Consider the following 20,351-nt stretch of genomic DNA (forward strand, 5'->3'; position numbering starts at 1 on the left):
CATACAGCGCATGCACCTCGGGTGGCAGCACTTCGCCCGGCGCTGTACCGGTATGGGCTGTGTTTTTGTTTTTGGCTACCGACGGATCAGCGGCCAAAAGAGCCGCGAGAACCGCCCGGCCCACGAGACCCGTTGCCCCGGCCACCAGAACCACCCGTGCCTCCGCCATAGCCGCCACCTCCACCGTTGTTGCCACGATAGCCACCGCCGCCACGGCGACCGCCGCCGCCCATGCTGTCCACGCTGGTGCGCATGGGATCTGGCTGGCCGCCAGCGCCGCCTGCATGGCTGGAGTTGCGATGGCCCGGGTTGGCGTGGCCCATGTGCGTGCCCAGGTGGGCATTCGCGCGTGGGGGTTGCGAGTCGTCGTAGCGATTGCCGCCTTCGTAGCCGCCGCCTCCGCCACCGGCGCTGCCGCCGGAGCGGCCGCGTGCAGGTGCCTGGCCGCCAGCGCGTGCGCCGCCGCCCTGGGCGCCACCGCCACCACCGGCACGGCCACCGCGCGGACCATTGCCGCCACCGCCCGCTGCAGCAGGTGCACCACCGGCGCGGCCGCCACGGGCACCACCGCCGCCGCCAGTGCGGGGGCCACGGTCACCGCCACCGCCGCCGCCAGCACCCTGGCCGGCCTTGTTGGTGCGGATGCGGTCCATCATTTCGCTACGGGCTGCCTTGGCGGCTGCCTGCATCACGTCACGGCTCGGGGGCTTGCCTGCACCGCCCCAGATGGTCTGGCGACCCATGGCGATGGGCTCTGCCTTCTCGCCCGCGTCGGGGCCGAAGCCTTCGATGATCTGGACCGGGATCTGCTGCTTGGTGAAGCGCTCGATGTCCATCATGAAGCCTTCTTCGTCCATGCAGACCAGGCTCACGGCTTCGCCAGTAGCACCAGCGCGGCCCGTGCGGCCAATCCGGTGCACGTAGTCTTCAGAGACGTTCGGGATTTCGTAGTTGACGACGTGCGGCAGGTCGTCGATGTCAATGCCGCGCGCTGCAATGTCGGTGGCCACCAGGGCGCGGATTTCGCCGCTTTTGAAGCCTGCCAGTGCCTGGGTGCGCGCACTCTGGCTCTTGTTGCCATGCAGGGCCATGGCCTGCACGCCGTTCTTGGTCAGGAACTCGGCCACATTGTTGGCGCCAAACTTGGTGCGGGTGAACACCAGCACCTGGCTCCAGTTGTGCTGCTGGATGATGTGCAGCAGCACCTGCTTCTTCTTGCCACGGCCCACGGGGTGAATCACCTGCGAGATGCGCTGCACGGTGGTGTTGCTGGGGGTGACCTGGATGCTCTGAGGGTTCTTGAGCAGGGTGTTGGCCAGGTCGCGGATTTCATCGCTGAAGGTGGCCGAGAACAGCAGGCTTTGCTTGTCCTTGGGCACCAGGGCCAGCACCTTCTTCACGTCGTGGATGAAACCCATGTCCAGCATGCGGTCGGCCTCGTCGAGCACCAGTACCTGCACGGTCGACAGGTCCAGGAAACCCTGCTGCTGCAAGTCCAGCAGGCGGCCGGGCGTGGCCACCAGAATGTCCACCCCGCGCTTGACGCGGTCGATCTGCGGGTTCATGCCCACACCGCCGAAGACGACGGTGGAGTTGATGTCCAGGTATTTGCCGTATTCGCGCACGGATTCTTCCACCTGGGCGGCGAGTTCGCGGGTGGGCGTCAGCACCAGGGCACGGATGCCCTTGCCACCGAACTTGTTCTTGGGGGCAGCGCTTTGCGAAAGGCGATGCAGCATGGGCAGGGTAAACGCGGCGGTCTTGCCGGTGCCAGTCTGCGCGCCAGCCAGCAGGTCGTGGCCTGCGAGCACGGCGGGAATGGCCTGGGCCTGAATGGGCGTGGGGGTTTCGTAGCCCGTTTCGTGCACGGCCTTCAGGATGGCAGGAGCCAGGTTCAGTTCGTCAAATGTCATGTCTTTGGATGCGCCCGTCCGGGGCGCTGGGTATCGGCCTGTCGTGCAACCGGGAGGTTGTCGAGCCAGTCTCAAGCCGATGAGGTTCAAGAGTGGGAGCCTGGAAGTTGATGCTTCCTTCGTCCCCAGCAGTGTGCTGATGTGGCGGGCAACTGGAGCCCGCTACGGTGGGTATTGTCGCATGGCCCGATAATCTCGGTTTGCACGCAGAATTTCTGCTCATTTTTGCAGGTTTGACACTCAATGGCCCAATACGTTTTTTCCATGAATCGCGTCGGCAAGATCGTGCCGCCCAAGCGGCAGATCTTGAAAGACATCTCCCTGAGCTTCTTCCCGGGCGCCAAGATTGGCGTATTGGGGACTAACGGTTCGGGTAAGTCCACCCTCCTGAAGATCATGGCGGGCCTTGACAAGGAAATCGAAGGCGAGGCCATCCCCATGGCCGGTCTGAACATCGGCTATCTGCCCCAGGAACCCCAGCTGGACCCGACACAAACCGTGCGGGAGAGCGTGGAAGCCGGCATGGGCAAGGTTTTTGCCGCCAAGGCCCGTCTGGAAGAGGTCTACACCGCCTATGGCGCTGAAGATGCCGACTTTGACGCGCTGGCCGCCGAACAGGCCGAGTTGGAAGCCATTATTGCAACGGCGGGTACCGACTCCGAGCACCAATTGGAAATCGCAGCCGATGCGCTGCGCCTGCCACCTTGGGATGCCAACATTGGCGTGCTCTCCGGCGGTGAAAAGCGCCGCGTGGCCCTGTGCCGCCTGCTGCTGTCCAAGCCCGACATGCTGCTGCTCGACGAGCCTACCAACCACTTGGATGCCGAATCGGTGGACTGGCTGGAGCAGTTCCTGCAGCGCTACTCCGGCACCGTGGTGGCCATCACCCACGATCGCTACTTCCTGGACAACGCCGCCGAATGGATTCTGGAACTGGACCGTGGGTCCGGCATCCCGTACAAGGGCAATTATTCCGACTGGCTGACCCAGAAGGGCGCCCGTCTGGAAGCCGAACAAAAGGGTGAGGAAGCCCGCGCCAAGGCCCTGAAGAAGGAGCTGGAATGGTCGCGCCAGAACCCCAAGGCCCGCCAGGCCAAGAGCAAGGCCCGTCTGGCCCGCTTTGAGGAACTGAGCGATTACGAATACCAGAAGCGCAACGAAACGAACGAAATCTTCATCCCCGTGGCGGACCGTCTGGGTAGCCAGGTGATCGAGTTCAAGAACGTCACCAAGTCGTTTGGCGACCGCGTGCTGATCGACAACCTGAGCTTCAACATTCCTGCAGGCGCCATCGTCGGCATCATCGGGCCCAACGGCGCCGGTAAGTCCACGCTGTTCAAGCTGATTGCGGGCAAGGAAAAGCCGGACGCGGGGGAGGTCGTTATCGGCTCCACCGTCAAGATGGCCTTTGTGGACCAGCACCGCGATGATTTGTCGAATGACAAGACCGTGTGGGAAGACGTATCGGGCGGGCTCGACATCCTGAATGTGGGCAAATTCCAGATGGCAAGCCGCGCCTACTGCGGTCGCTTCAACTTCAACGGCGGCGACCAGCAAAAGAAGGTTGGCATGCTCTCCGGGGGGAACGCGGTCGTTTGCACCTGGCCAAGACCCTGATTGCCGGCGGCAACGTGCTGATGCTGGATGAGCCGTCCAATGACCTGGACGTGGAAACCTTGCGGGCTCTGGAAGACGCGCTGCTGGAATTTGCCGGCACCATGTTGGTAATCAGCCACGATCGCTGGTTCCTGGACCGGATCGCCACACACATCCTGGCCGCCGAAGGTGACAGCCAGTGGACGTTCTTTGACGGCAATTACCAGGAGTACGAGGCCGACAAGAAGAAGCGCCTGGGTGAAGAAGGGGCAAAACCCAAACGAATGAGGTTCAAAGCCCTCAAATAAGGCGTCAGGTCAAGTAGCATTGCATCTGGAAACCTGTTGTCCGATCGATTCCTCCCCACCATGTCCCAGACTGCGTCTCGTTCGAGAACTGTTTTCCGCGCCTGTGTCGTCAACGCCGTGCGCGGCGGCGAGGCGTTGATGCAGGAATTGGTCAAGGTCACGCAAGGGGCCCTGACGGGTGAGGAGTCTGTCGTCCGCAATATCCAGCAGCGCAATCTGGTCAGTGACAGCCTGCGCTTGCTGAACCAGCATGAAGCTGCGCTGGTCAAGGGTTATCCCATGGCCCTGCTGGAGATTTTTGCCGAAGGTCCCGCTGCCAAAGGCCGCAGTTCTGCCGAGGACACCGGGATGGACTTCGGTGAACTCTCGCTCATGGATGAGAACGAGATGCAGGCGCAGGTGGAGCTGTCCAAGGCGCAGCAATCGGCGCTGCATGCCACTGATGCGGTACTGGCCGAACTCAACACCCTCGTCAGTTCCGCACAGGGCTTGCGCAGTGTGCAACCCGAACGCAACCCACTGCGCCCCGAAAGCTATATCCGCGCGCTCCAGCAGGTGGTGGGAGACACTGGCGTATCGCCCGAAGTGCGCCAGCTGTGGATGCAGCATATGCGCGACCTGCTGGGTAAGCTGCTGGTGGATGAATACAAAAAAACGGCTGCCAGCCTGCGCGAACATGGTGTTCAGCCCGTGGGGTACGCGGTGCTCGGCACGCCCGGCGGCAACGCGGGTCGTGGCGGTGGTTACGGTGGCCCCGGCGCCAACACCGGCATGGGTACTGGCTATGGTGGGGGTTACTCCGGCTATGGCAATTCGATGGGCGCGCCCATGGGAGACTATGGCAACACCGGCTATGGCCGTGGCATGGGGCCCTCCACAGGCTGGAGTGGCGATTCCCTGCAGTCGCCGATGGCGCCTGCCGCAGAAGAAGCGTTGTTGACGGTGGGCATTCTGCGCCAGATGTTGGCTGGCGGAGATCCTTTTGATCCACGCGCATATGGCGCCATGCCTTCGCAGCCGGTGGCTTTGCAGCCTGCGTGGGGGGTGCCTCCTGCGGGCGGGGTTGTGGCGGGTGCCCAACCCATGCCGCAAGGTGGTGGTTACTACCCTGTTGGTGCGGCGGCCGAGGCCATTGAGGACATGGCCCAGCTCGAACGCTTGGTGGGAAGGCTCGCCAGCGGCAGCCAGGCGGCTTCGCTGTCGGCGCCTTTGACGGGGTGGCGGGGGCCGGGTGTGGCTCCTGTGGCCTACGCAGCCATGCCGATGGAGGCGGCCACCCAATCCCCGGCCATGGCCATTGAGGTGGTTGGCCGCATGATGGAGAACATTGCCCAGGATGCTCGCCTTCTGCCGCCCGTGCAGAAGGCTGTGAAGAGTTTGGAGCCCGCACTCAAACAACTGGTGACACACGATGGGCGGTTTTTCACCGATGGCACCCATCCCGCGCGCCGTTTGCTGGATGAGCTGACGCAACGCAGCCTGGCGTTCACAGCAGAAGCAACGCCGGGGTTCAGCAGTTTCATGCGCTTGGTGCAAGGGGCGGTGGAGCACCTGACTGCCAACGAAATCAAAGATGCAGGGCCTTTTGATACCGTGCTCAAGGCCCTGCAGTCTGCCTGGGAGACTCAGGAGCAGAAGATCAAGGCCCATCAGGAAGCGCAGCAAAAAGCCTTGCTTCAAGCGGAGCAGCGAGAAATGCTGGCCGAAAAGACTGCGGCCGACATCCGCAGGCTGCCGGACCTGGAGAACGTGCCTGCCGACGTGCTCGATTTTGCCGCAGGCCCGTGGGCGGACGTGATCGCCTTGGCGCAGGTGCTCAAGGGCGGAGATGGGCAGGATGAGGACCCCGGTGGCTACCTGGCGCTGGTGCCTGTGCTGCTATGGAGCTCCCAACCCGACCTGACCCGCCAGGAACCTGAGCGCCTGAACGAGGCCATTCCCGGCCTGCTGGCCAAGCTGCGCAAGGGGCTCAAGACCATCAATTACCCCGCTGTGCAGACCAGCGCCTTCTTGCAGCGTTTGGTGGGGCTGCATCAGTCGGCCTTTGAAAAGCCAGCGCCCGCACCTGTGGCGGCGCCTCAGCCAGAACCCGAGCCGGTGGCCCAAGAAGCAACCCCTGCTGAAGCGCAAGCCTCCGCTTTGGCCCCCGAGGACAGCGTTCAGGCGCCTGTGGATGCGCCCGATCCCTACGCTGACTTTGTGATTGGCGCATGGGTCGAGCTGGTCACCAACGGCCGGGTCGTCCGCACGCAACTCACCTGGGCAAGCCCGCACGGCACGTTGTTTCTTTTTACCGCACCCGATGCAAGCACGCAGTCCATGACCCGGCGCATGCGCGACAAGCTGGCTGCGGATGGCTCCTTGCGGGTGGTTCCGGCTGTGTCCTCCACGGTCCGTGTTCTGGACGCTGTCTCAGCGGGGTCGTCCCGGAAGGTGACCAGCAGCGCCCCTTCCTCCAAAGTTGCCCCGTTGGGCTCCAAGTCTTCCAAGACACGCTAACTCAGCACCCCGCGCTTCCCACGCGATTCGCCATCGCTTTGAGCCTTGGCCTCGCGTGCTCCATGCAACAAAGGGCGCTCAATTCACAGATGTACCCTGAAGCGCCAGGGACAGCTCAGACGCGGAGCAACTTTTTGCGCACCAGGTGAATGTGATTGCGCAGCGCGTACAACTCGTCTGCGTAGGACAACGGTACGCTCACTTTTTCAGCCTGTGCCTCCAGCGTATTGAGGGCCTTGAGCAGCTCGGCGGCCTCAATGTTGCCAGCCTCCATGTCGTTTTCGATTTCGCGAAGCCGGCCATACCAGCGGAACACGCGTGAACGCACCCGGAACTGGTACAGCGGCGGCACGACGCGCGACAGCGGGAGCATGATCGCCAGCAAAATGCCCAGTACCAGCCACATGCGCTCAATCAGGTTCGCCATCCAGAACGGCAGGTAGCGTTGCAGCATCGGCACCGGCTCGTTCATGGCCCGGTCGCCTTCCTTGGCAATCGGAAGTTCGCTATTGCGTGAGTTGGGGAACTCGCGGGCCCGGTTGAACCAGCCCGATCCACCGTGCAGTTTCTGCGCGTTCTGCGCAAACAGAGTGAGCAGGGCAGGGTGCGTGGCATCGCGCGCCAGCAGCGAGGTGGTGGATGCCACCAGGCGCACATCCCGCGTGGGCACGTTGGCTGCCAGGTCCACCACGCCGCGCGGCAATGTGACCGGCGTCAGGAACGGAAACCGCCGCGCATAGGCCTCGTGCTGGGCAAAGTCCAGCAACTGCACGCCGGGTGTCTGCAGCAGCATCTGCACCATCAGCGATTCGGGGGCCGAGGCGAACACCAGCGCATCAAGTCTGCCCGCCAGAAATTCCACGGTGGCTGGCGTCTGCTCCAGCCGGGACATCTGCACCGCACCAGGCGCCACCTTGTTGGCGTCGAGCAGACGCTCCATCAACTTGGGCACGCCACTGCCGTCCGAGCCTACATTGACCCGCCAGCCACGCAACTGCCGCAGGCTGTCGATGCGCGGCGTGTTGTACACACGTTCTGCAGTTTCCGCACGGTAGAACAGCCAGACGGGCTCTACAAAGAGGCTGCCCAGTGACACCAGCTCATCGGCATCATCGGGTTGCAGTTCGGCCGTGCCACCCTGCACAAACGCCACATCGGCCTTGCCCTCACGCAACAGCTGCAGGTTGTGCGAAGAGCCGTCGCTGGGCAGCAACCGGACTTCGATGCCGTCCACCGCCAACGCCTTCTGGTAGCGCTTGCCAAACTCCTCGTAAGCGCTTTGCGCCGGGCCTGTGGCGAGCGTTACGGTTTTGGGTGGGTTGGGGTTGAGCCACCAGTACGCCAGCACCAGCAGCCCCACCGCCAGAAACGCGAGAGGACCGGCCGACACGATCAGATCGCGCAGAGAAAGCAGGGTGTTGCGGAAAGCCTGGGACATGGGATAAGTGCTGAACATGGGATGGAGCAACCACGAGGCCTCTGCGACCGTCCGTGGCCCCGTGGTTGCTCATGCTGCTATGGCGTACGCCCTCCAGGCACATTGGGCCAGGAACGCGACAGGAGTTCCTGAGATCTATGGCTTGCCGCCGCGCCGCTGGCGCTCGTAAGCCACACATTCCGAAAGGGAGAGCTGGTCGTCCTGATCGGTATCCGCCGCGTCGAAATAGGCCACGCGGCTTTCAACGACTTCCTTGAACGACAGCTTGCCGTCGCTGTCCGTGTCAACGGCTGCAAGTCGCTTCAGGCGGCCTTTGCCCATGCGCGGCACCTGGGCCAGGTCGGAGAGCTGGACATGGCCTGTCGCATCGGGCGAGAGGTTGTGCCAGCCTTGCACGATGTCCCGGTGAAACTCCTCCAGAGACACCTTGCCGTCGTGGTTCAGGTCAGCAGACGAGCAGATCGCCTGGAGCCGGTTGGCGCGCGATGGTGCTGCTGGCTTCTGGGCCGTGGTGGTCACCTTGGGTGGGGATGTGGGGGAAGACACCGGGGCATCCGCTGCCTGCGCGGCGGATGCACATGCCAGAGCGAAGGTGCCTGCCGCTGCTGCACTGCACAGCAAGCGCATGGTGCGCAGAGCGTGTGGGGTTGTGATCATCATTGGGCCCTCCTTACCACCACCAGCGTTGGCTGGGGCTGCGGTTGCAGGGCCAGACCATGGTGTGTGCGCCCTGGCGGACCCGGCCATCCTCCACGTCCAGGCATTTGCCGGTGAGCTGGCTCACGATCTGGCCGCCCCGGGTGGCCCAGCTTTGGCTGCGCGAGCCTGAGCACGACCACAGCACCACCCGTGCGCCATCGCGCGGGTCGCCACGGTCCACGTCCACGCACAGGTCGCGTACCCGGATCTCACCCCCGCGCCCCACGGCAAACCGCTGGGACGCGGTGCCGTTGCATTCATACACCTGCAATGTGGTGCCTGGCTGGAACTTTCCACCCCGCACGTCCAGGCACAGGCGGCCGTCCACGCGGACTTCTCGCCCCCAGTCGCCACCCTGGCCGGGATAGTCCGGGTACTCGGGTTGCCGGTCGTTGTCGTGCCGGTTATGGTTGGCCAGCAGCGCAAGGCCCGCAATGGCCGCCACTGCGGCCACGGCTGCACCTGCGTTGGAGCCACTGCTGTTGTTCGGTGCGTAGCTGCGGGTAATCTGGAAGCGGCCGCCACACCCCCCGTTGGTCCACAGTTCCCGGTTCGTCAGGTCATAGCCCCAGGTGCGATTGAAACGGCAAGCCCCCTGTGTCTGTGCGCTCAAGTCCACCTGTGTGGTGTCGTCCGGCAGGCGATAGGACGTGTAGCCACCGTTGGATTGCAGGTCCACGAACTGGTCCTGGGCGATGGCGGCTTGGGTGTTCAGGAGCAAAGGCAGGCACAACAACCAGCTGTGCCGCAGACGGGTCAGGTCTTTCATGAATTCTCCTTGTCGCGATAGATAGGGTGGCAAGACTGGCGCGTGGGGGCCGCAGTGCGCTCCGGGCGTGTTCTGGCGCCTGAGCCCTGCGCGCGGTGTGGGCATCATATGGGCTCATGGGCGATGACCCCATGACCATTGTTTACCCCAACTCACCAGCCCACGGCAAGTACAAGCCTTCCGCCGTGGTGATGGACCGCGCCGCGCGTGCCGCGCGTGCCGTGGCAATGGCCGTGGCCTCGGCCGCCATGGTGGCCAGCACCATCATGCCCAGGCTTTTGCCTGCGCGGCCAGTGCCCAGGCTGAAGAGCGTGTCGCCGTCCGACATGGTGTGCACCGGGTTGATGCTGCGCGCCAGGCCGTCGTGGGCGGCCACGGCCAGGCGGTGGGCCTGCACCTTGGTGATGACAGCGTCGGTGGCCACCACGCCGATGGTGGTGTTGGTGCCCGCCAGCAGGGGCTGGGGCGGGTCGCCGCGCAGCAGGGCACGGCGCGTGTCGCGCAAACGCAGGCCGTCGTCGGTGCGGGCACCTGCAATCACCTGGGCGGTGTCGGGGTCGATCACGTCGCCCAGTGCATTGCAGGCAATGAGCGCACCCACCGTGACGCCATCCACCGTGACGGAGGCGGTGCCGATGCCACCCTTCATCGCGCGCTGGATGCCGAAGATCTTGCCCAACGCTGCACCCGTGCCCGCGCCCACATTGCCCTCGGCCGGGTCGGCGGTGGATGCCGCATCGCACGCGGCGTAGCCCGCCGCAGCGTCGGGGCGAATGTGCATGTCGCCCACCAGCAGGTCAAACAGCACGGCGGCAGGCACGATGGGCAGGCGGCCCACGGCCACGTCGAAACCCACGCCGCGTTCTTCCAGCCAGCGCACAGCGCCAGTGGCGGCATCCAGCCCCCAGGCGCTGCCCCCGGCCAGCATGATGGCGTGCACCTTGTCCACCAGGTTGGAGGGGTGGAGCAGATCGGTCTCGCGGGTGCCGGGTGCTGCGCCCCGTACATCCACACCGGCCACGGCGCCTTCGCGGGTGATGATGACGGTGCAGCCCGTGGGGCGGCGGGTTTCGGTGAAGTGACCGACCTCGATGCCCGCCACGCGGGTGATGCTGCCAGCGCTGCCGGCCAGAACGTGTTGAGAACTCATGGCCGTCGATTATGGTGCCCGGGCGCACCAGCGGGTTTGTGCGACATCAGTCGGCCGGCAGGGGGCTCACGGGGCCTTTTCGATCTGTTTGACGTGGTAAGCGCCATTGACCTGCTCGGCCCGAAAGCGCACCTTGTCACCCGGTTTCAAGTCACCCACCACGCTGGCATCCACCACGCGGAACACCATGGTCATGGGCGGCATTTCCAGGTTCTTGATCTCGCCATGTTTCAAGGTGAGGCGCAGTGTGCGCGGGTCCCAGCGGGTGATTTCGCCTTCGCTCAGTTCCGCTTGCGCCGCCGACGGGGCCGGATGGTGGCTGTTGTGGCTATCGGAGGCTGCAGCGGTGGGGGCTTGCGCCAGAGCGGGCCCTGCGCCTAGGAGAAGCAGGCTGGCGACCAGTGGGATGTAAAGGATTTTCATGTCGATGCCTTCTTGTTGTAGCTTTTGAAAACACGGGTGCTGCCGTCGCGCGCCACCAGCAGCACGTCGTACGGGTCACGCCGCTCGCCATACGCAGGGCCGTCCATGCCGGGCGAGCCCACGGGCATGCCAGGCACCGCCAGGCCCAGGGCCTTGGGCTTTTGCTGCAGCAGCGCGCGCACGTCGCTGGCAGGCACATGGCCTTCCACCACATAGCCGCCGACGAGGGCGGTGTGGCACGAGCCCAGCTTTTGCGGCAGGCCCAGCCGTGCGCGCACGGCGTTGTTGCCGGTGGCGTGCACCTTCACGGCAAAGCCGTTGGCTTGCATGTGGTCCACCCAGTCCTGGCAGCAGCCGCAGTTCGGGTCTTTCCACACCTCCAGCGGTGTAGGGGTGTTGGTGGCTGCTCGGGACAGGCCGGGCAGCAGGGCGACGGCCACACCCGCACCCAGCAAAGGCAGTGCGGTGGTGAGCCATTGGCGTCGTGCAGGGTGGGCTGCGGTGGATGCGGAGCGTGGATTGCGTGAGTTGGTCATGGCGTGTCTCTCCTGGCGTTATGGGTTGCGCGGCAGCACAGTGATGGTGCCGGTCATGCCGGCCTGGTAGTGGCCGGGGATCAGGCATGCAAAGTCAAAACTCCCGGCGCGGTTGAAGTGCCACACGATGTCACCGGTCTTGGCCGCCGCCACGTGGGCCATGTAGGGCTCGTCATGTTCCATGCCGGGGTGCTTTTTCATCATCTCGGCGTGCTGGTTCAGCTCGGCCTTGGTGCCGATCACGATCTCGTGCAACACCTTGCCTTTGTTCTCGGCACGCAGCCGCACGGTGTCGCCCTCACGCACTTCGATGTGATTCGGCGCAAAGCGCATGTCGTCGGTCATGCGGACGGTGATGGTGCGGCGCACGGCCTTGGCGTCGCCTGCGATGCCCCAGTCCTTTTGCTCCTTGACCACCGGGCTGTTCGATGCAGTGTGATGGGCGTTTTCATGGCCAAAAGAGGTGCTAGCGCTTATCCATAAAGCGCAAGCAGCTATCAATTTAATAGTATTCATGGTGTGTGCTGATGGGGAGGTTCAGTGCTGGTGGCCGCTGGCAGCGGGCTTGCGTGCGCTCGCTGCGCCGGGCGCGGTGCCTGGGGTGTCTGCGCGGGCGGGGCGTGGTGTGCTGGCGGGGGCACCCTGCCATTCGTAGGCCACCGTGCCCGCAGGTTGCTTGAAGTCTCCAGGGTCGCGGTAATCGCCCGCAGGCTGGTCGGCGCGCACCTTGAGGGTGGTGAACATACCGCCCATCTCCAACGGGCCGAAGGGGCCGGTGCCGGTCATCATCGGAAAGGTGTTGTCGGGCAGCGGCATCTCCATGGCACCCATGTCGGCCATGCCGCGCTCGCCCATCACCATGTAGTCGGGCACGATCTTCTGGATCTTGCCGACCAGGCCCCGGTGGTCCACGCCGATCATGGTCGGCACGTCGTGCCCCATGGCGCCCATGGTGTGGTGGCTCTTGTGGCAGTGCAGGGCCCAGTCGCCCAGTTCGTCGGCAATGAACTCGACCTGCCGCATCTGGCCCACGGCCACGTCGGTGGTCACCTCGGGCCAGCGCGCACTTTTGGGCACGGGGCCGCCGTCGGTGCCGGTCACTTCGAATTCGTGGCCGTGGATGTGAATCGGGTGGTTCGTCATGGTGAGGTTGCCGATGCGCATGCGCACGCGCTCACCCTGCCGCGCCACCAGCGGGCTGATGGCGGGGAACACGCGGCTGTTCCAGCACCAGATGTTGTGGTCCAGCATGGTGTTGACCTTCGGGGTCATGCTGCCGGGCTCCACGTCAAAAGCGTTGAGCAAGAAGGCGTAGTCGCGCTGCACCTTGGCGATGTGCGGGTGCGCGGCCTTCGGGTGGGTGATCCACAGGCCCATCATGCCCATGGCCATCTGCACCATCTCATCGGCATGCGGGTGGTACATGAAGGTGCCAGGGCGACGCGCCACAAACTCGTATACAAAGGTCTTGCCCGGCTGGATGGCGGGCTGGGTGAGCCCGCCGACACCGTCCATGCCGTTGGGCAGGCGCTGGCCGTGCCAGTGGATGGTGGTGTGCTCGGGCAGGCGGTTGGTAACGAAGATGCGCACGCGGTCGCCTTCAACCACCTCGATGGTGGGGCCGGGGCTTTGGCCGTTGTAGCCCCACATGTTGACCATGAAGCCGGGCGCCACCTCACGCACCACGGGCTCGGCCACCAGGTGGAACTCCTTGACGCCTGCGTTCATGCGCCAGGGGGCGGTCCAGCCATTCAAAGTGACCACCGGGTTGTAGGGGCGGCCCGTGGGCGGGTGCAGCGGCGGCGCGGTGTCGGCGCTGGACTGCATGGCGGGCTCGGGCAGCGCGGCCAGGGCCACGCGGCTGACGGAGGCTGCGGCCACTGCCGTGGCGGCGCCGGAGAAGAAATTGCGGCGGTTCATGTCAGTGGCCTTGTGGGGTGGTGGAGGCTGCGGCGCCCGATGTGAGGCCCTGCAGGGCGCCTGGCGATGTGCCAGTGAGTGCGAGCTGCAGATCGGTCTCGGCCAGCCAGAAGTCGCGCTGTGCTTCGATGGCGTTGGCCACGGCCTGGGTGCTGTTGCGCGCTTCGGCCAGCATGTCCCACACACTGGCCAGCATGCCGTTGTAGCGCAGGGTGGTCTCGTCGCTGATGAGCTGGCGCAGGGGTACCACCTCAGCCTGCTGCTGGCGCGCCAGGTCGAGTGCGGTGCGGTAGGTGAGCCAGGCGGCGCGCACCTCGCTGCGGGCGCGCACGGCGGTGTCCTGCAGCTGGGCGGCACTTTGCTCTACCTCGGCCTGGGCGCGGGTGCGTGCTGCGCCGCCCCAGTCGAACAGGGGCAGGGGCAGTTCCAGCTCCCAGCCGCGCGTGATCTCGCGGTGGCCACCATCGCGCTCGGTCGCGGTGTTGCGGCTGTAGGCCAGGCCGATATCGCCAAACACTGCGCCCGCGCGGCTCCAGCCCTGGCGGGTGGCCTGGGTGTCGAGCTGGCGGCGGGCCGCCTGCACGTCCAGCCGCTCGCGCAGCGCAGTGGCTTCGATGCCGTCTGCGGGCAGGGCGGTGGCGGGCAGGGGCGGCAGCTGGTTGGCCAGCCGGTACCGCGTCTGCAGCCCCCACACGCCCATGCGGCGGTTGAGCTGCTCGCGTTCGGTGGCTGCGGCAAGGCGGGCGCGGGCGCGCTGGCGGGTGGCCTCTTGCAGCACGGCCTGCTCGCGGGCCTGCTGCAGACGGCTCCAGTTGCCCACCTGCACCATGCGGCGGGCCAGCTCGGCCCCGGCCTCGGCCGCCTCGACCATGCGGTCGTGGGTGGCGGCTATTTGCTCCGCGGCCACGGCACGCAGCCAGGCGCGGCGGGTGTCGGCGGCAAGCGTCACCACGTCCTGCGCGGCTTGCAGCGTCGCGATCTGCAGGCGCTCGGCCTGGCGCGCGGTGCGCCAGGGCAGGGTGATGAGGTCAATCAGGCTGAAGGCCAGGGTGCGCTCGATTTCGCGCTCGTGGCTGTTGCTGAACCGTCCCAGCGCAAGGTGCGGGTTGGGCAGGGTGATGGCCTGCACGCGCTCAGCGTCGGCCACGCCCAGTGCGGCCAGGCGGGCTTGCAGGCCGGGGTTGTGGAGCAGGGCAATGCGCACGGCAGCGTCTTGTGTCAAGGGCTGTGCCAGCCAGCCTTCGACGGATTTTTCTGCAGAGGCGCGGGCGGCAGGGGCCGCTGCAGGCAGGCTCGCTTGTACGCCCCCGGTGCGGCCCGCAGCGAGAGTGGCGACGTCACCGCGCAGGCCATCGGGCGAGACACTGGCGCAACCGGCCAGTACGGCTGCAGCGGCCAGCAGGCACAGGCGCGGGGACAGGCGTGGGGGGATGCGCGGCATTTGGGCGGGGAGGTTCATGGCTTGCCTCCCGGTGCGTGGTGGCGTTGATGCATCGGCGTGGGTGAAGCGGGCTGGCCGTTGCTGCTGCTGCTGCTGCTGCTGCTGCTGCCGTGGTGCCCGTGGTGATGACGGTGGGGGCTTTTTTGCCCTTCGACGGTGGGCGGGGGTGTGGCGGGTTGGGCGCTCTGCCGAGCCTCCCAGGCGACGATGTCGGCATGCCCCCTGGGAAAGGCAGCCACTGCCTCGTGCGCCTCGCGCCATGGCTGGGGCGATGGGGGCGCGCCGGGCAATGGGGGTTGTGGGACGAGGGCGGGGTGGGCCAATGGAGCCGTCGGGGCTGCAACATGGGCAGCGTCGGCAGCCGGTGCCAGAGGATGGCTGGGGGTGGGAGCAAGGCCCTGGGCCAGCGAAAGCAGCGGTGCCAGCAGCACAAGGCAGACGGTTCGCGGGGGAGATGAAGCGGGATACGAAAATGAAGCAGGCGCGCGCATGGCGATCTCCAGACAACGGACGAAAAAGGTGTTGCGCTACCGCCCGGGCCACCCTGTTTCAGGGGGGCTCAGGCTGTGGCAGACGCACTTCGGGCGTTGGAGATCAGGCGATGGGTGGTTTGATGGTCAGTGCGGGAGGCGCACTGTCAAACCGTGCAGACGCCGTGGACAGCGCGGTGCCCAGGCGGCGGAGAGCGCAGGACGCTGCCGGGGCGGCGTCGAGCATTGCCGAATGGCATATTTCGCAGGCGGAACATGCGGCAGAGTGGTGATCGTGTGCAGCACACCCCCCCAGCTCACCATCACACGCGGATGCCGCAGCAGCATGCACGGCATGGTCATCGTGATGGGCGATGGTGTGATCGCCTTCCTGCATTTCTGCAGCCATGGCCTGTGCGGCCTGGTCAGTCGTGTGCTCTTGTGAAGTCGCGTATGCCGCTTCGGCTGCCACCAGGTGGCTGTGCTCCTGCGCATGCGGCGCGCTAGCAGGAAGCAGGGGCGGCAAGACCCCGGCGGCCATGGCGGTGCCAGTAAGTCCCCGCAGGACCAGCACCACCATCAACACGAAATAGAGGCCGCGACGCATGTGCCAATGATACGGCGGCACGCCTCAAGGTTCCCAAAAGGTTACATCTCCGGTCCCCCGCCATTGGGGCGGCCACCAGGCACTGCGGGCAAATGGGAGTGCGGATGTAGGGCGGTTCGGCTTACGATGTAACAATGCGTTCGGTGCATCTCCTGGCCCTGCGGTGCCTGGAATGACTGTGCAAGACGAAAGGTCGGTATGCCTTCCTGGCTGGTGGGAACCTGGAGTACGTTGTCTGCGCGAATCCGCTGGCTGGTTCTGGTGGCGACCCTGCCCGCCGTGCTGCTGGCGGTTTACCAGGCACGGTCGCACCGCATGGACGCCATTGCCGCCGCAGAGAACCAGGCTTTGGGCACGCTGCGGGCCGTGGCAGCCAGCCAGCAGCGCCTGATTCAGAACACCCGCGATTTTCTGCAGAAGCTTGCTGCCATGCCCTCAGTGCACCGGCCGGCGGAACCCGAGTGTGGAAGGTACCTGGCCGAGGTGCTGTCGCTCAACGCCACTTACGTCAACATTGGTGTGCCACAGGCCAGTGGCGACCTGCTGTGCAATGCCCGCCCGTTGAAGGCGCCCGTGAACGTGGCGAACCGGCCCTATTTCCAGCACACCATCACCGCCCGGGAGTTCTCGGTGGGGGCTTTTCAGATCGACCGGGCTGCCCAGGTGGCGAGCGTCAATTTTGCGGTACCTGTGGTCCCGCCGGGCAGCCAGGAGGTGGTGGGCGCTGCAGTGGCCGTGGTGTCGCTGGAATGGTGGAGCCTGCGGCTTGCCGACCTGGGCCTGCCACGCGGGGCTGTGGCGCGTGTGACCGACGCCGATGGGCGCGTGGTGGCGCGTTTCCCGCCCGACGGGGCCGAACTCGGAACCCAGTTGGCCGATGCAGATTTCAGCGCGGCGCTGCAGCGCTCTGCCGAAGGGGTGCTTCAGCGCAGCAATGCGGCCGGATCACACCAGTTGATGGTGTTTCAGCCGCTCATAGAGTCGGGTGGGAAAACGGTTGCCACCATGAGCCTGGCCGTGCCACTGGACCAGCTCTACGCCACCGCCAACCGCAACATGTGGACCGAGGTGGCCTTCTTGCTGGCTGGCCTTGCGCTGTCTTTCCTGCTGGCCCAGCAGGGCGTGCGGCGGGGCGTGATGAAACCATTGCGGCGCCTGTTGGACGCCACCGACGAACTTGCCCAGGGCCGTTATGCCCCCCAGCCCCTCGCCACCGGCCTGGCAGAGTTGACCGAGTTGGGTCAGCGTTTTGACCGCATGGCGCTTACGCGCCAGAGCGCCGAGGCCCAGTTGCGCCAGAGTGAGGAAAACCTGTCCATCACGCTGCATTCCATTGGTGATGGGGTGGTGGCCACGGATGCGCAGGGCCATATCACACGCATGAATGCAGTGGCCGAACGCCTGACAGGCTGGCCGTTGCCCGAGGCACTGGGCAAGCCGCTGACGGACGTGTTTCGCATCGTCAATGCCAGCACGCGGGAGCCGGTGGTCGATCCGGTGCGGATGGTGGTGGCCAAGGGCGAGGTGGTGGGGCTGAGCAACCACACGACCTTGCTCGCGCGGGACGGTGCCGAATATCAGATTGCGGACAGCGCGGCGCCCATTCGCAATGCACAGGGGCAGATTGTCGGTGTCGTGCTGGTGTTCAGCGACGTGACCGAGGCCTACCGCGTGCGCAAGCAACTGGAAGACAACGAAGCGCGCTTTCGCACCCTGACCATCTTGTCGTCTGACTGGTACTGGGAGCAGGATGCCCAGTTCCGCCTGACCCATGTGGACGGAAGCGACAAAGACCGTCTGCTGCAGGAGGCGGCTGCGTACATGGGCAAGACGCGCTGGGAGTTGGCTGGCCCTGGGGTGAGCGAAGCCCGCTGGCAGGAGCACCGCGAGCTGCTGGAACGCCATCAGGAGTTCCGCGATTTCGAGTTCCAGCGCAAAGACCGTTCGGGCCAGTTGCACTGGCTTTCGGTGAGCGGCACACCCATTTTTGACGTGAACGGCACATTTTGCGGTTACCGGGGCGTGGGCAAGGACATCACGGCGCGCAAGCGCGATGAAAACGAACTGCGCATTGCGGCCATTGCGTTTGAGTCGCAGGAGGGCATGATCGTCACCGACCGAGAGACCGTCATCCTGCGCACGAACAGGGCCTTCACCAAAATTACGGGCTACAGCGCGGAAGATGCGGTGGGCAAGCGTTCCAGCCTTCTCGCGTCGGGCCACCATGACAAGGCCTTTTTCGACGCCATGTGGGGCAGCCTCTCGGACACCGGTGAATGGAAAGGCGAAATCTGGAACCGCTGCAAAAGCGGGGCGGTCAACCTCCACTTCATGGGCATCACCGCCGTCACGGACGGTGGGGGCGAAGTCACCCACTATGTCGGCACGCTCAGCGACATCACTCAGCGTGCCCAGGCCGCGCGCGAGATCGAGCATCTGGCGTTTTATGACCCGCTGACACACCTGCCCAACCGCCGCCTCATGCTGGACCGTCTGCAGCAGGCGTTTGCCACCAGTGCGCGCACCGGCCTGCATGGCGCGCTGTTGTGCCTCGATCTCGACCACTTCAAGACCCTGAACGACACACTGGGCCATGACATGGGCGATGTCTTGCTGCAGCAGGTTGCGCAACGCCTGTCGGGATGCGTGCGTGAAGGCGACACCGTGGCCCGCCTGGGCGGTGATGAGTTTCTGGTGCTCCTGGAAGACCTGGACGCGCTTGCCACCGACGCGGCTGAGCAGGCCCAGAATGTGTCCGAGAAAATACTTGCCGCCCTGAACCAGCCTTACCAGCTTGCCTTGCACCATGTGCACAGCACGACCAGTGTGGGAACCGTGCTGTTCAGCGGCCAAAGCCAAACGGTGGAAGACGTCGTCAAACACGCCGACCTGGCCATGTACGCCGCAAAAACAGCGGGGCGCAACGCGATCCGGTTCTTTGATCCGATGATGCAGGCGGCGGTCTCTGCCCGTGCTGCACTGGAAAACGACCTGCGCACTGCGTTGGCTGCCGGGCAGTTTTTGCTGCACTACCAGATCCAGGTGGGCTGCGGCGTACGCCCTGTCGGGGCCGAGGCGCTGATCCGCTGGCAACACCCGGAGCGCGGCATGGTCCCCCCTTATGAGTTCATCCCTTTGGCCGAAGAAACGGGGCTCATACTGCCCATAGGCCTGTGGGTGTTGCAGACCGCGTGTGCTCAGTTGCGCCGCTGGCAGGGCAACCCCGCCACGGAACAGCTGCAGTTGTCCGTGAACGTGAGCGCGCGGCAGTTCCGGCAGCCCGATTTCATGGAGCAGATTCGCACCGTGTTGCTGCAAACCGGTGCGCGGCCCGACCGTTTGAAGCTGGAATTGACGGAAAGCCTGGCGCTGGACAACGTGGACGACACCATCGCGAAGATGAACGCATTGCGCGCCCTGGGTCTCCGGTTTTCTCTGGACGACTTTGGCACGGGGCAGTCATCGCTGTCCTACCTCACGCGTCTGCCGCTGGACCAGCTCAAGATCGACCAGAGCTTTGTGCGCAACATTGGCATTCAGCACACCGATGCGCTGATCGTGCAGACCATCATCGGCATGGCGCAGAGCCTGGGAATCGACGTGATCGCCGAAGGCGTGGAGACGGACGCGCAGCGGGCGTTTCTGGAAAAGCACGGCTGCACGCTCTTTCAGGGTTACCTGTTCAGCCGCCCGGTGCCGATCGGGGTGCTGGAACAGTACCTGCAGGCACGGGCAGCCTCTGTTTGAGTTCTGGTCCGTGTGTTCTGGACCGACTTACACCGCCATGTAACGCCCTGGCCGATGGTTCATCGCCAGGACCAGGTTGAGCGCCACGGCCCCGGCAATGGACCAGGCAACGCGCAGGGGGTCCACCGTCCACAGCGCCAGCAGCACGATGCAGCAGTCCACTACCATCTGGACCTTGCCGGCGCGCCATCCGTACCGGTCTTGCAGGTACAGTGCGGCAATGCCCACGCCCCCCAGGCTGCAACGGTGGCGAAACAGCACCAGAAACCCCGTGCCCGTGATCAACCCGCCTGCCACGGCCGCATACAGCGGCTGCAACTGCGCAAACTCCAGAAATTGAGTCTGCAGTTCGGTCAGCAGCGACAACAGCAGCACGGCAATAAACGTCTTGACCGTAAATGCGCGTCCCAGCTTGCGCAGGGCCAGCCAGTAAAAGGGCAGGTTCAGCACAAAGAAAATCTTGCCAAAGCCGATACCCGTGGCGTAGTGCAACAGGAACGCAAGGCCTGCGGTTCCCCCGGTCAGCAGGCCTGCGCTGGTGAAAAAAGCAACCCCTACGGAAATGAGCAGCACGCCGGTGAAGATGGCCACAGCATCTTCCGTGAGCGTGTGTGGCACCACCACAGGAGCGGCCACTTGCGCAGGGTTTGGCAGGGAAGGGGCGTGGGGTGCAGGCGGGTTGGACATGGTGAGCGCAGGCGGGCAGGGCGATGGAGGTGGGTGCCGGTCAGGGGAAAGAGTCGCAGATTGGACCATGCAAGCCCTGTGCCGGACTTGTCCGCCGTCAAGAAACGGCGTGTCTGTGGGGGCTTCGGTCCTGGAAAACTGGTCGCTC

14 protein-coding genes and 1 pseudogene are annotated in these 20,351 nt (G+C 65.1%); 3 read left to right on the forward strand and 12 right to left on the reverse strand.

Annotation, left to right across the window (positions count from 1 at the left end; translation table 11 throughout):
- Positions 1-86: 86 nt before the first annotated feature.
- Positions 87-1,913: a DEAD/DEAH box helicase gene (locus tag EXV95_RS01895; protein ID WP_176885604.1), complete on the reverse strand. Its 1,827-nt coding sequence runs from the start codon at positions 1,911-1,913 to the stop codon at positions 87-89.
- A 243-nt stretch (positions 1,914-2,156) separates the two neighbouring features.
- On the opposite strand from EXV95_RS01895, the pseudogene ettA reads away from it, so the two are divergent.
- Together ettA and EXV95_RS01905 are read left to right on the forward strand one after the other, a co-directional pair.
- Positions 2,157-3,817: pseudogene (gene ettA / locus EXV95_RS01900) on the forward strand (energy-dependent translational throttle protein EttA).
- Between the two features lie 60 nt (positions 3,818-3,877).
- Positions 3,878-6,316 (forward strand): DUF1631 family protein, encoded by a 2,439-nt coding sequence (locus EXV95_RS01905; protein ID WP_176885605.1) that lies wholly within the window; start codon positions 3,878-3,880, stop codon positions 6,314-6,316.
- A 115-nt stretch (positions 6,317-6,431) separates the two neighbouring features.
- On the opposite strand, the gene EXV95_RS01910 is transcribed toward EXV95_RS01905, so the two are convergent.
- The 10 genes from EXV95_RS01910 to EXV95_RS01955 all read right to left on the reverse strand — a co-directional run bounded on the left by EXV95_RS01910 (position 6,432) and on the right by EXV95_RS01955 (position 15,769).
- Positions 6,432-7,754, reverse strand: coding sequence for a TAXI family TRAP transporter solute-binding subunit (locus EXV95_RS01910; RefSeq protein WP_176885606.1), 1,323 nt, complete (start codon positions 7,752-7,754; stop codon positions 6,432-6,434).
- 135 nt (positions 7,755-7,889) lie between these two features.
- Entirely contained in the window at positions 7,890-8,411 is a 522-nt protein-coding gene (locus EXV95_RS01915; protein ID WP_255484885.1) for an EF-hand domain-containing protein, read from the reverse strand.
- 13 nt (positions 8,412-8,424) lie between these two features.
- Positions 8,425-9,222, reverse strand: a complete 798-nt coding sequence (locus tag EXV95_RS01920) for a lectin (RefSeq protein ID WP_176885608.1) — start codon at positions 9,220-9,222, stop codon at positions 8,425-8,427.
- A 142-nt stretch (positions 9,223-9,364) separates the two neighbouring features.
- A complete protein-coding gene (locus EXV95_RS01925) occupies positions 9,365-10,372 on the reverse strand; it encodes a P1 family peptidase (protein ID WP_176885609.1) in 1,008 nt (335 codons plus the stop codon).
- A 66-nt stretch (positions 10,373-10,438) separates the two neighbouring features.
- Complete coding sequence (locus tag EXV95_RS01930) at positions 10,439-10,795, reverse strand: copper-binding protein (RefSeq protein WP_176885610.1); 357 nt, start codon at positions 10,793-10,795, stop codon at positions 10,439-10,441.
- Positions 10,792-11,331, reverse strand: a complete 540-nt coding sequence (locus EXV95_RS01935) for a DUF411 domain-containing protein (protein WP_176885611.1) — start codon at positions 11,329-11,331, stop codon at positions 10,792-10,794. Before EXV95_RS01935 ends, EXV95_RS01930 begins: the two co-directional genes overlap by 4 nt.
- Positions 11,332-11,349: 18 nt before the next feature.
- The gene (locus tag EXV95_RS01940) at positions 11,350-11,847 is read right to left on the reverse strand and encodes a plastocyanin/azurin family copper-binding protein (RefSeq protein ID WP_176885612.1); all 498 of its coding nucleotides are present in this window, start codon (positions 11,845-11,847) and stop codon (positions 11,350-11,352) included.
- Positions 11,848-11,868: 21 nt separating this feature from the next.
- Positions 11,869-13,251: a multicopper oxidase family protein gene (locus EXV95_RS01945; protein WP_176885613.1), complete on the reverse strand. Its 1,383-nt coding sequence runs from the start codon at positions 13,249-13,251 to the stop codon at positions 11,869-11,871.
- Position 13,252: 1 nt separating this feature from the next.
- Positions 13,253-14,710, reverse strand: a complete 1,458-nt coding sequence (locus EXV95_RS01950) for a TolC family protein (RefSeq protein WP_255484886.1) — start codon at positions 14,708-14,710, stop codon at positions 13,253-13,255.
- A gap of 576 nt (positions 14,711-15,286) precedes the next feature.
- Positions 15,287-15,769: a hypothetical protein gene (locus tag EXV95_RS01955; protein WP_176885614.1), complete on the reverse strand. Its 483-nt coding sequence runs from the start codon at positions 15,767-15,769 to the stop codon at positions 15,287-15,289.
- Between the two features lie 198 nt (positions 15,770-15,967).
- Between EXV95_RS01955 and EXV95_RS01960 the strand changes: the two genes are divergently transcribed.
- Positions 15,968-19,516 (forward strand): EAL domain-containing protein, encoded by a 3,549-nt coding sequence (locus EXV95_RS01960; RefSeq protein ID WP_176885615.1) that lies wholly within the window; start codon positions 15,968-15,970, stop codon positions 19,514-19,516.
- 27 nt (positions 19,517-19,543) lie between these two features.
- Here EXV95_RS01960 and EXV95_RS01965 read toward each other — a convergent pair whose 3' ends face one another.
- Entirely contained in the window at positions 19,544-20,203 is a 660-nt protein-coding gene (locus EXV95_RS01965) for a YitT family protein (RefSeq protein ID WP_176885616.1), read from the reverse strand.
- Positions 20,204-20,351 lie beyond the last annotated feature (148 nt).

Origin of the sequence: Acidovorax sp. JMULE5, from assembly GCF_013376875.1 — a bacterium.
GTDB classification, from domain to species: domain Bacteria; phylum Pseudomonadota; class Gammaproteobacteria; order Burkholderiales; family Burkholderiaceae_C; genus Acidovorax; species Acidovorax facilis.

What these genes read in the sequence shown, in the direction of transcription:
- EXV95_RS01895 (WP_176885604.1), bottom strand. Translation starts at nt 1,913, where the DNA reads ATGACATTTGACGAACTGAACCTGGCTCCTGCCATCCTGAAGGCCGTG.
- EXV95_RS01905 (WP_176885605.1), top strand. Translation starts at nt 3,878, where the DNA reads ATGTCCCAGACTGCGTCTCGTTCGAGAACTGTTTTCCGCGCCTGTGTC.
- EXV95_RS01910 (WP_176885606.1), bottom strand. Translation starts at nt 7,754, where the DNA reads ATGTCCCAGGCTTTCCGCAACACCCTGCTTTCTCTGCGCGATCTGATC.
- EXV95_RS01915 (WP_255484885.1), bottom strand. Translation starts at nt 8,411, where the DNA reads ATGATCACAACCCCACACGCTCTGCGCACCATGCGCTTGCTGTGCAGT.
- EXV95_RS01920 (WP_176885608.1), bottom strand. Translation starts at nt 9,222, where the DNA reads ATGAAAGACCTGACCCGTCTGCGGCACAGCTGGTTGTTGTGCCTGCCT.
- EXV95_RS01925 (WP_176885609.1), bottom strand. Translation starts at nt 10,372, where the DNA reads ATGAGTTCTCAACACGTTCTGGCCGGCAGCGCTGGCAGCATCACCCGC.
- EXV95_RS01930 (WP_176885610.1), bottom strand. Translation starts at nt 10,795, where the DNA reads ATGAAAATCCTTTACATCCCACTGGTCGCCAGCCTGCTTCTCCTAGGC.
- EXV95_RS01935 (WP_176885611.1), bottom strand. Translation starts at nt 11,331, where the DNA reads ATGACCAACTCACGCAATCCACGCTCCGCATCCACCGCAGCCCACCCT.
- EXV95_RS01940 (WP_176885612.1), bottom strand. Translation starts at nt 11,847, where the DNA reads ATGAATACTATTAAATTGATAGCTGCTTGCGCTTTATGGATAAGCGCT.
- EXV95_RS01945 (WP_176885613.1), bottom strand. Translation starts at nt 13,251, where the DNA reads ATGAACCGCCGCAATTTCTTCTCCGGCGCCGCCACGGCAGTGGCCGCA.
- EXV95_RS01950 (WP_255484886.1), bottom strand. Translation starts at nt 14,710, where the DNA reads ATGAACCTCCCCGCCCAAATGCCGCGCATCCCCCCACGCCTGTCCCCG.
- EXV95_RS01955 (WP_176885614.1), bottom strand. Translation starts at nt 15,769, where the DNA reads ATGCGTCGCGGCCTCTATTTCGTGTTGATGGTGGTGCTGGTCCTGCGG.
- EXV95_RS01960 (WP_176885615.1), top strand. Translation starts at nt 15,968, where the DNA reads ATGCCTTCCTGGCTGGTGGGAACCTGGAGTACGTTGTCTGCGCGAATC.
- EXV95_RS01965 (WP_176885616.1), bottom strand. Translation starts at nt 20,203, where the DNA reads ATGTCCAACCCGCCTGCACCCCACGCCCCTTCCCTGCCAAACCCTGCG.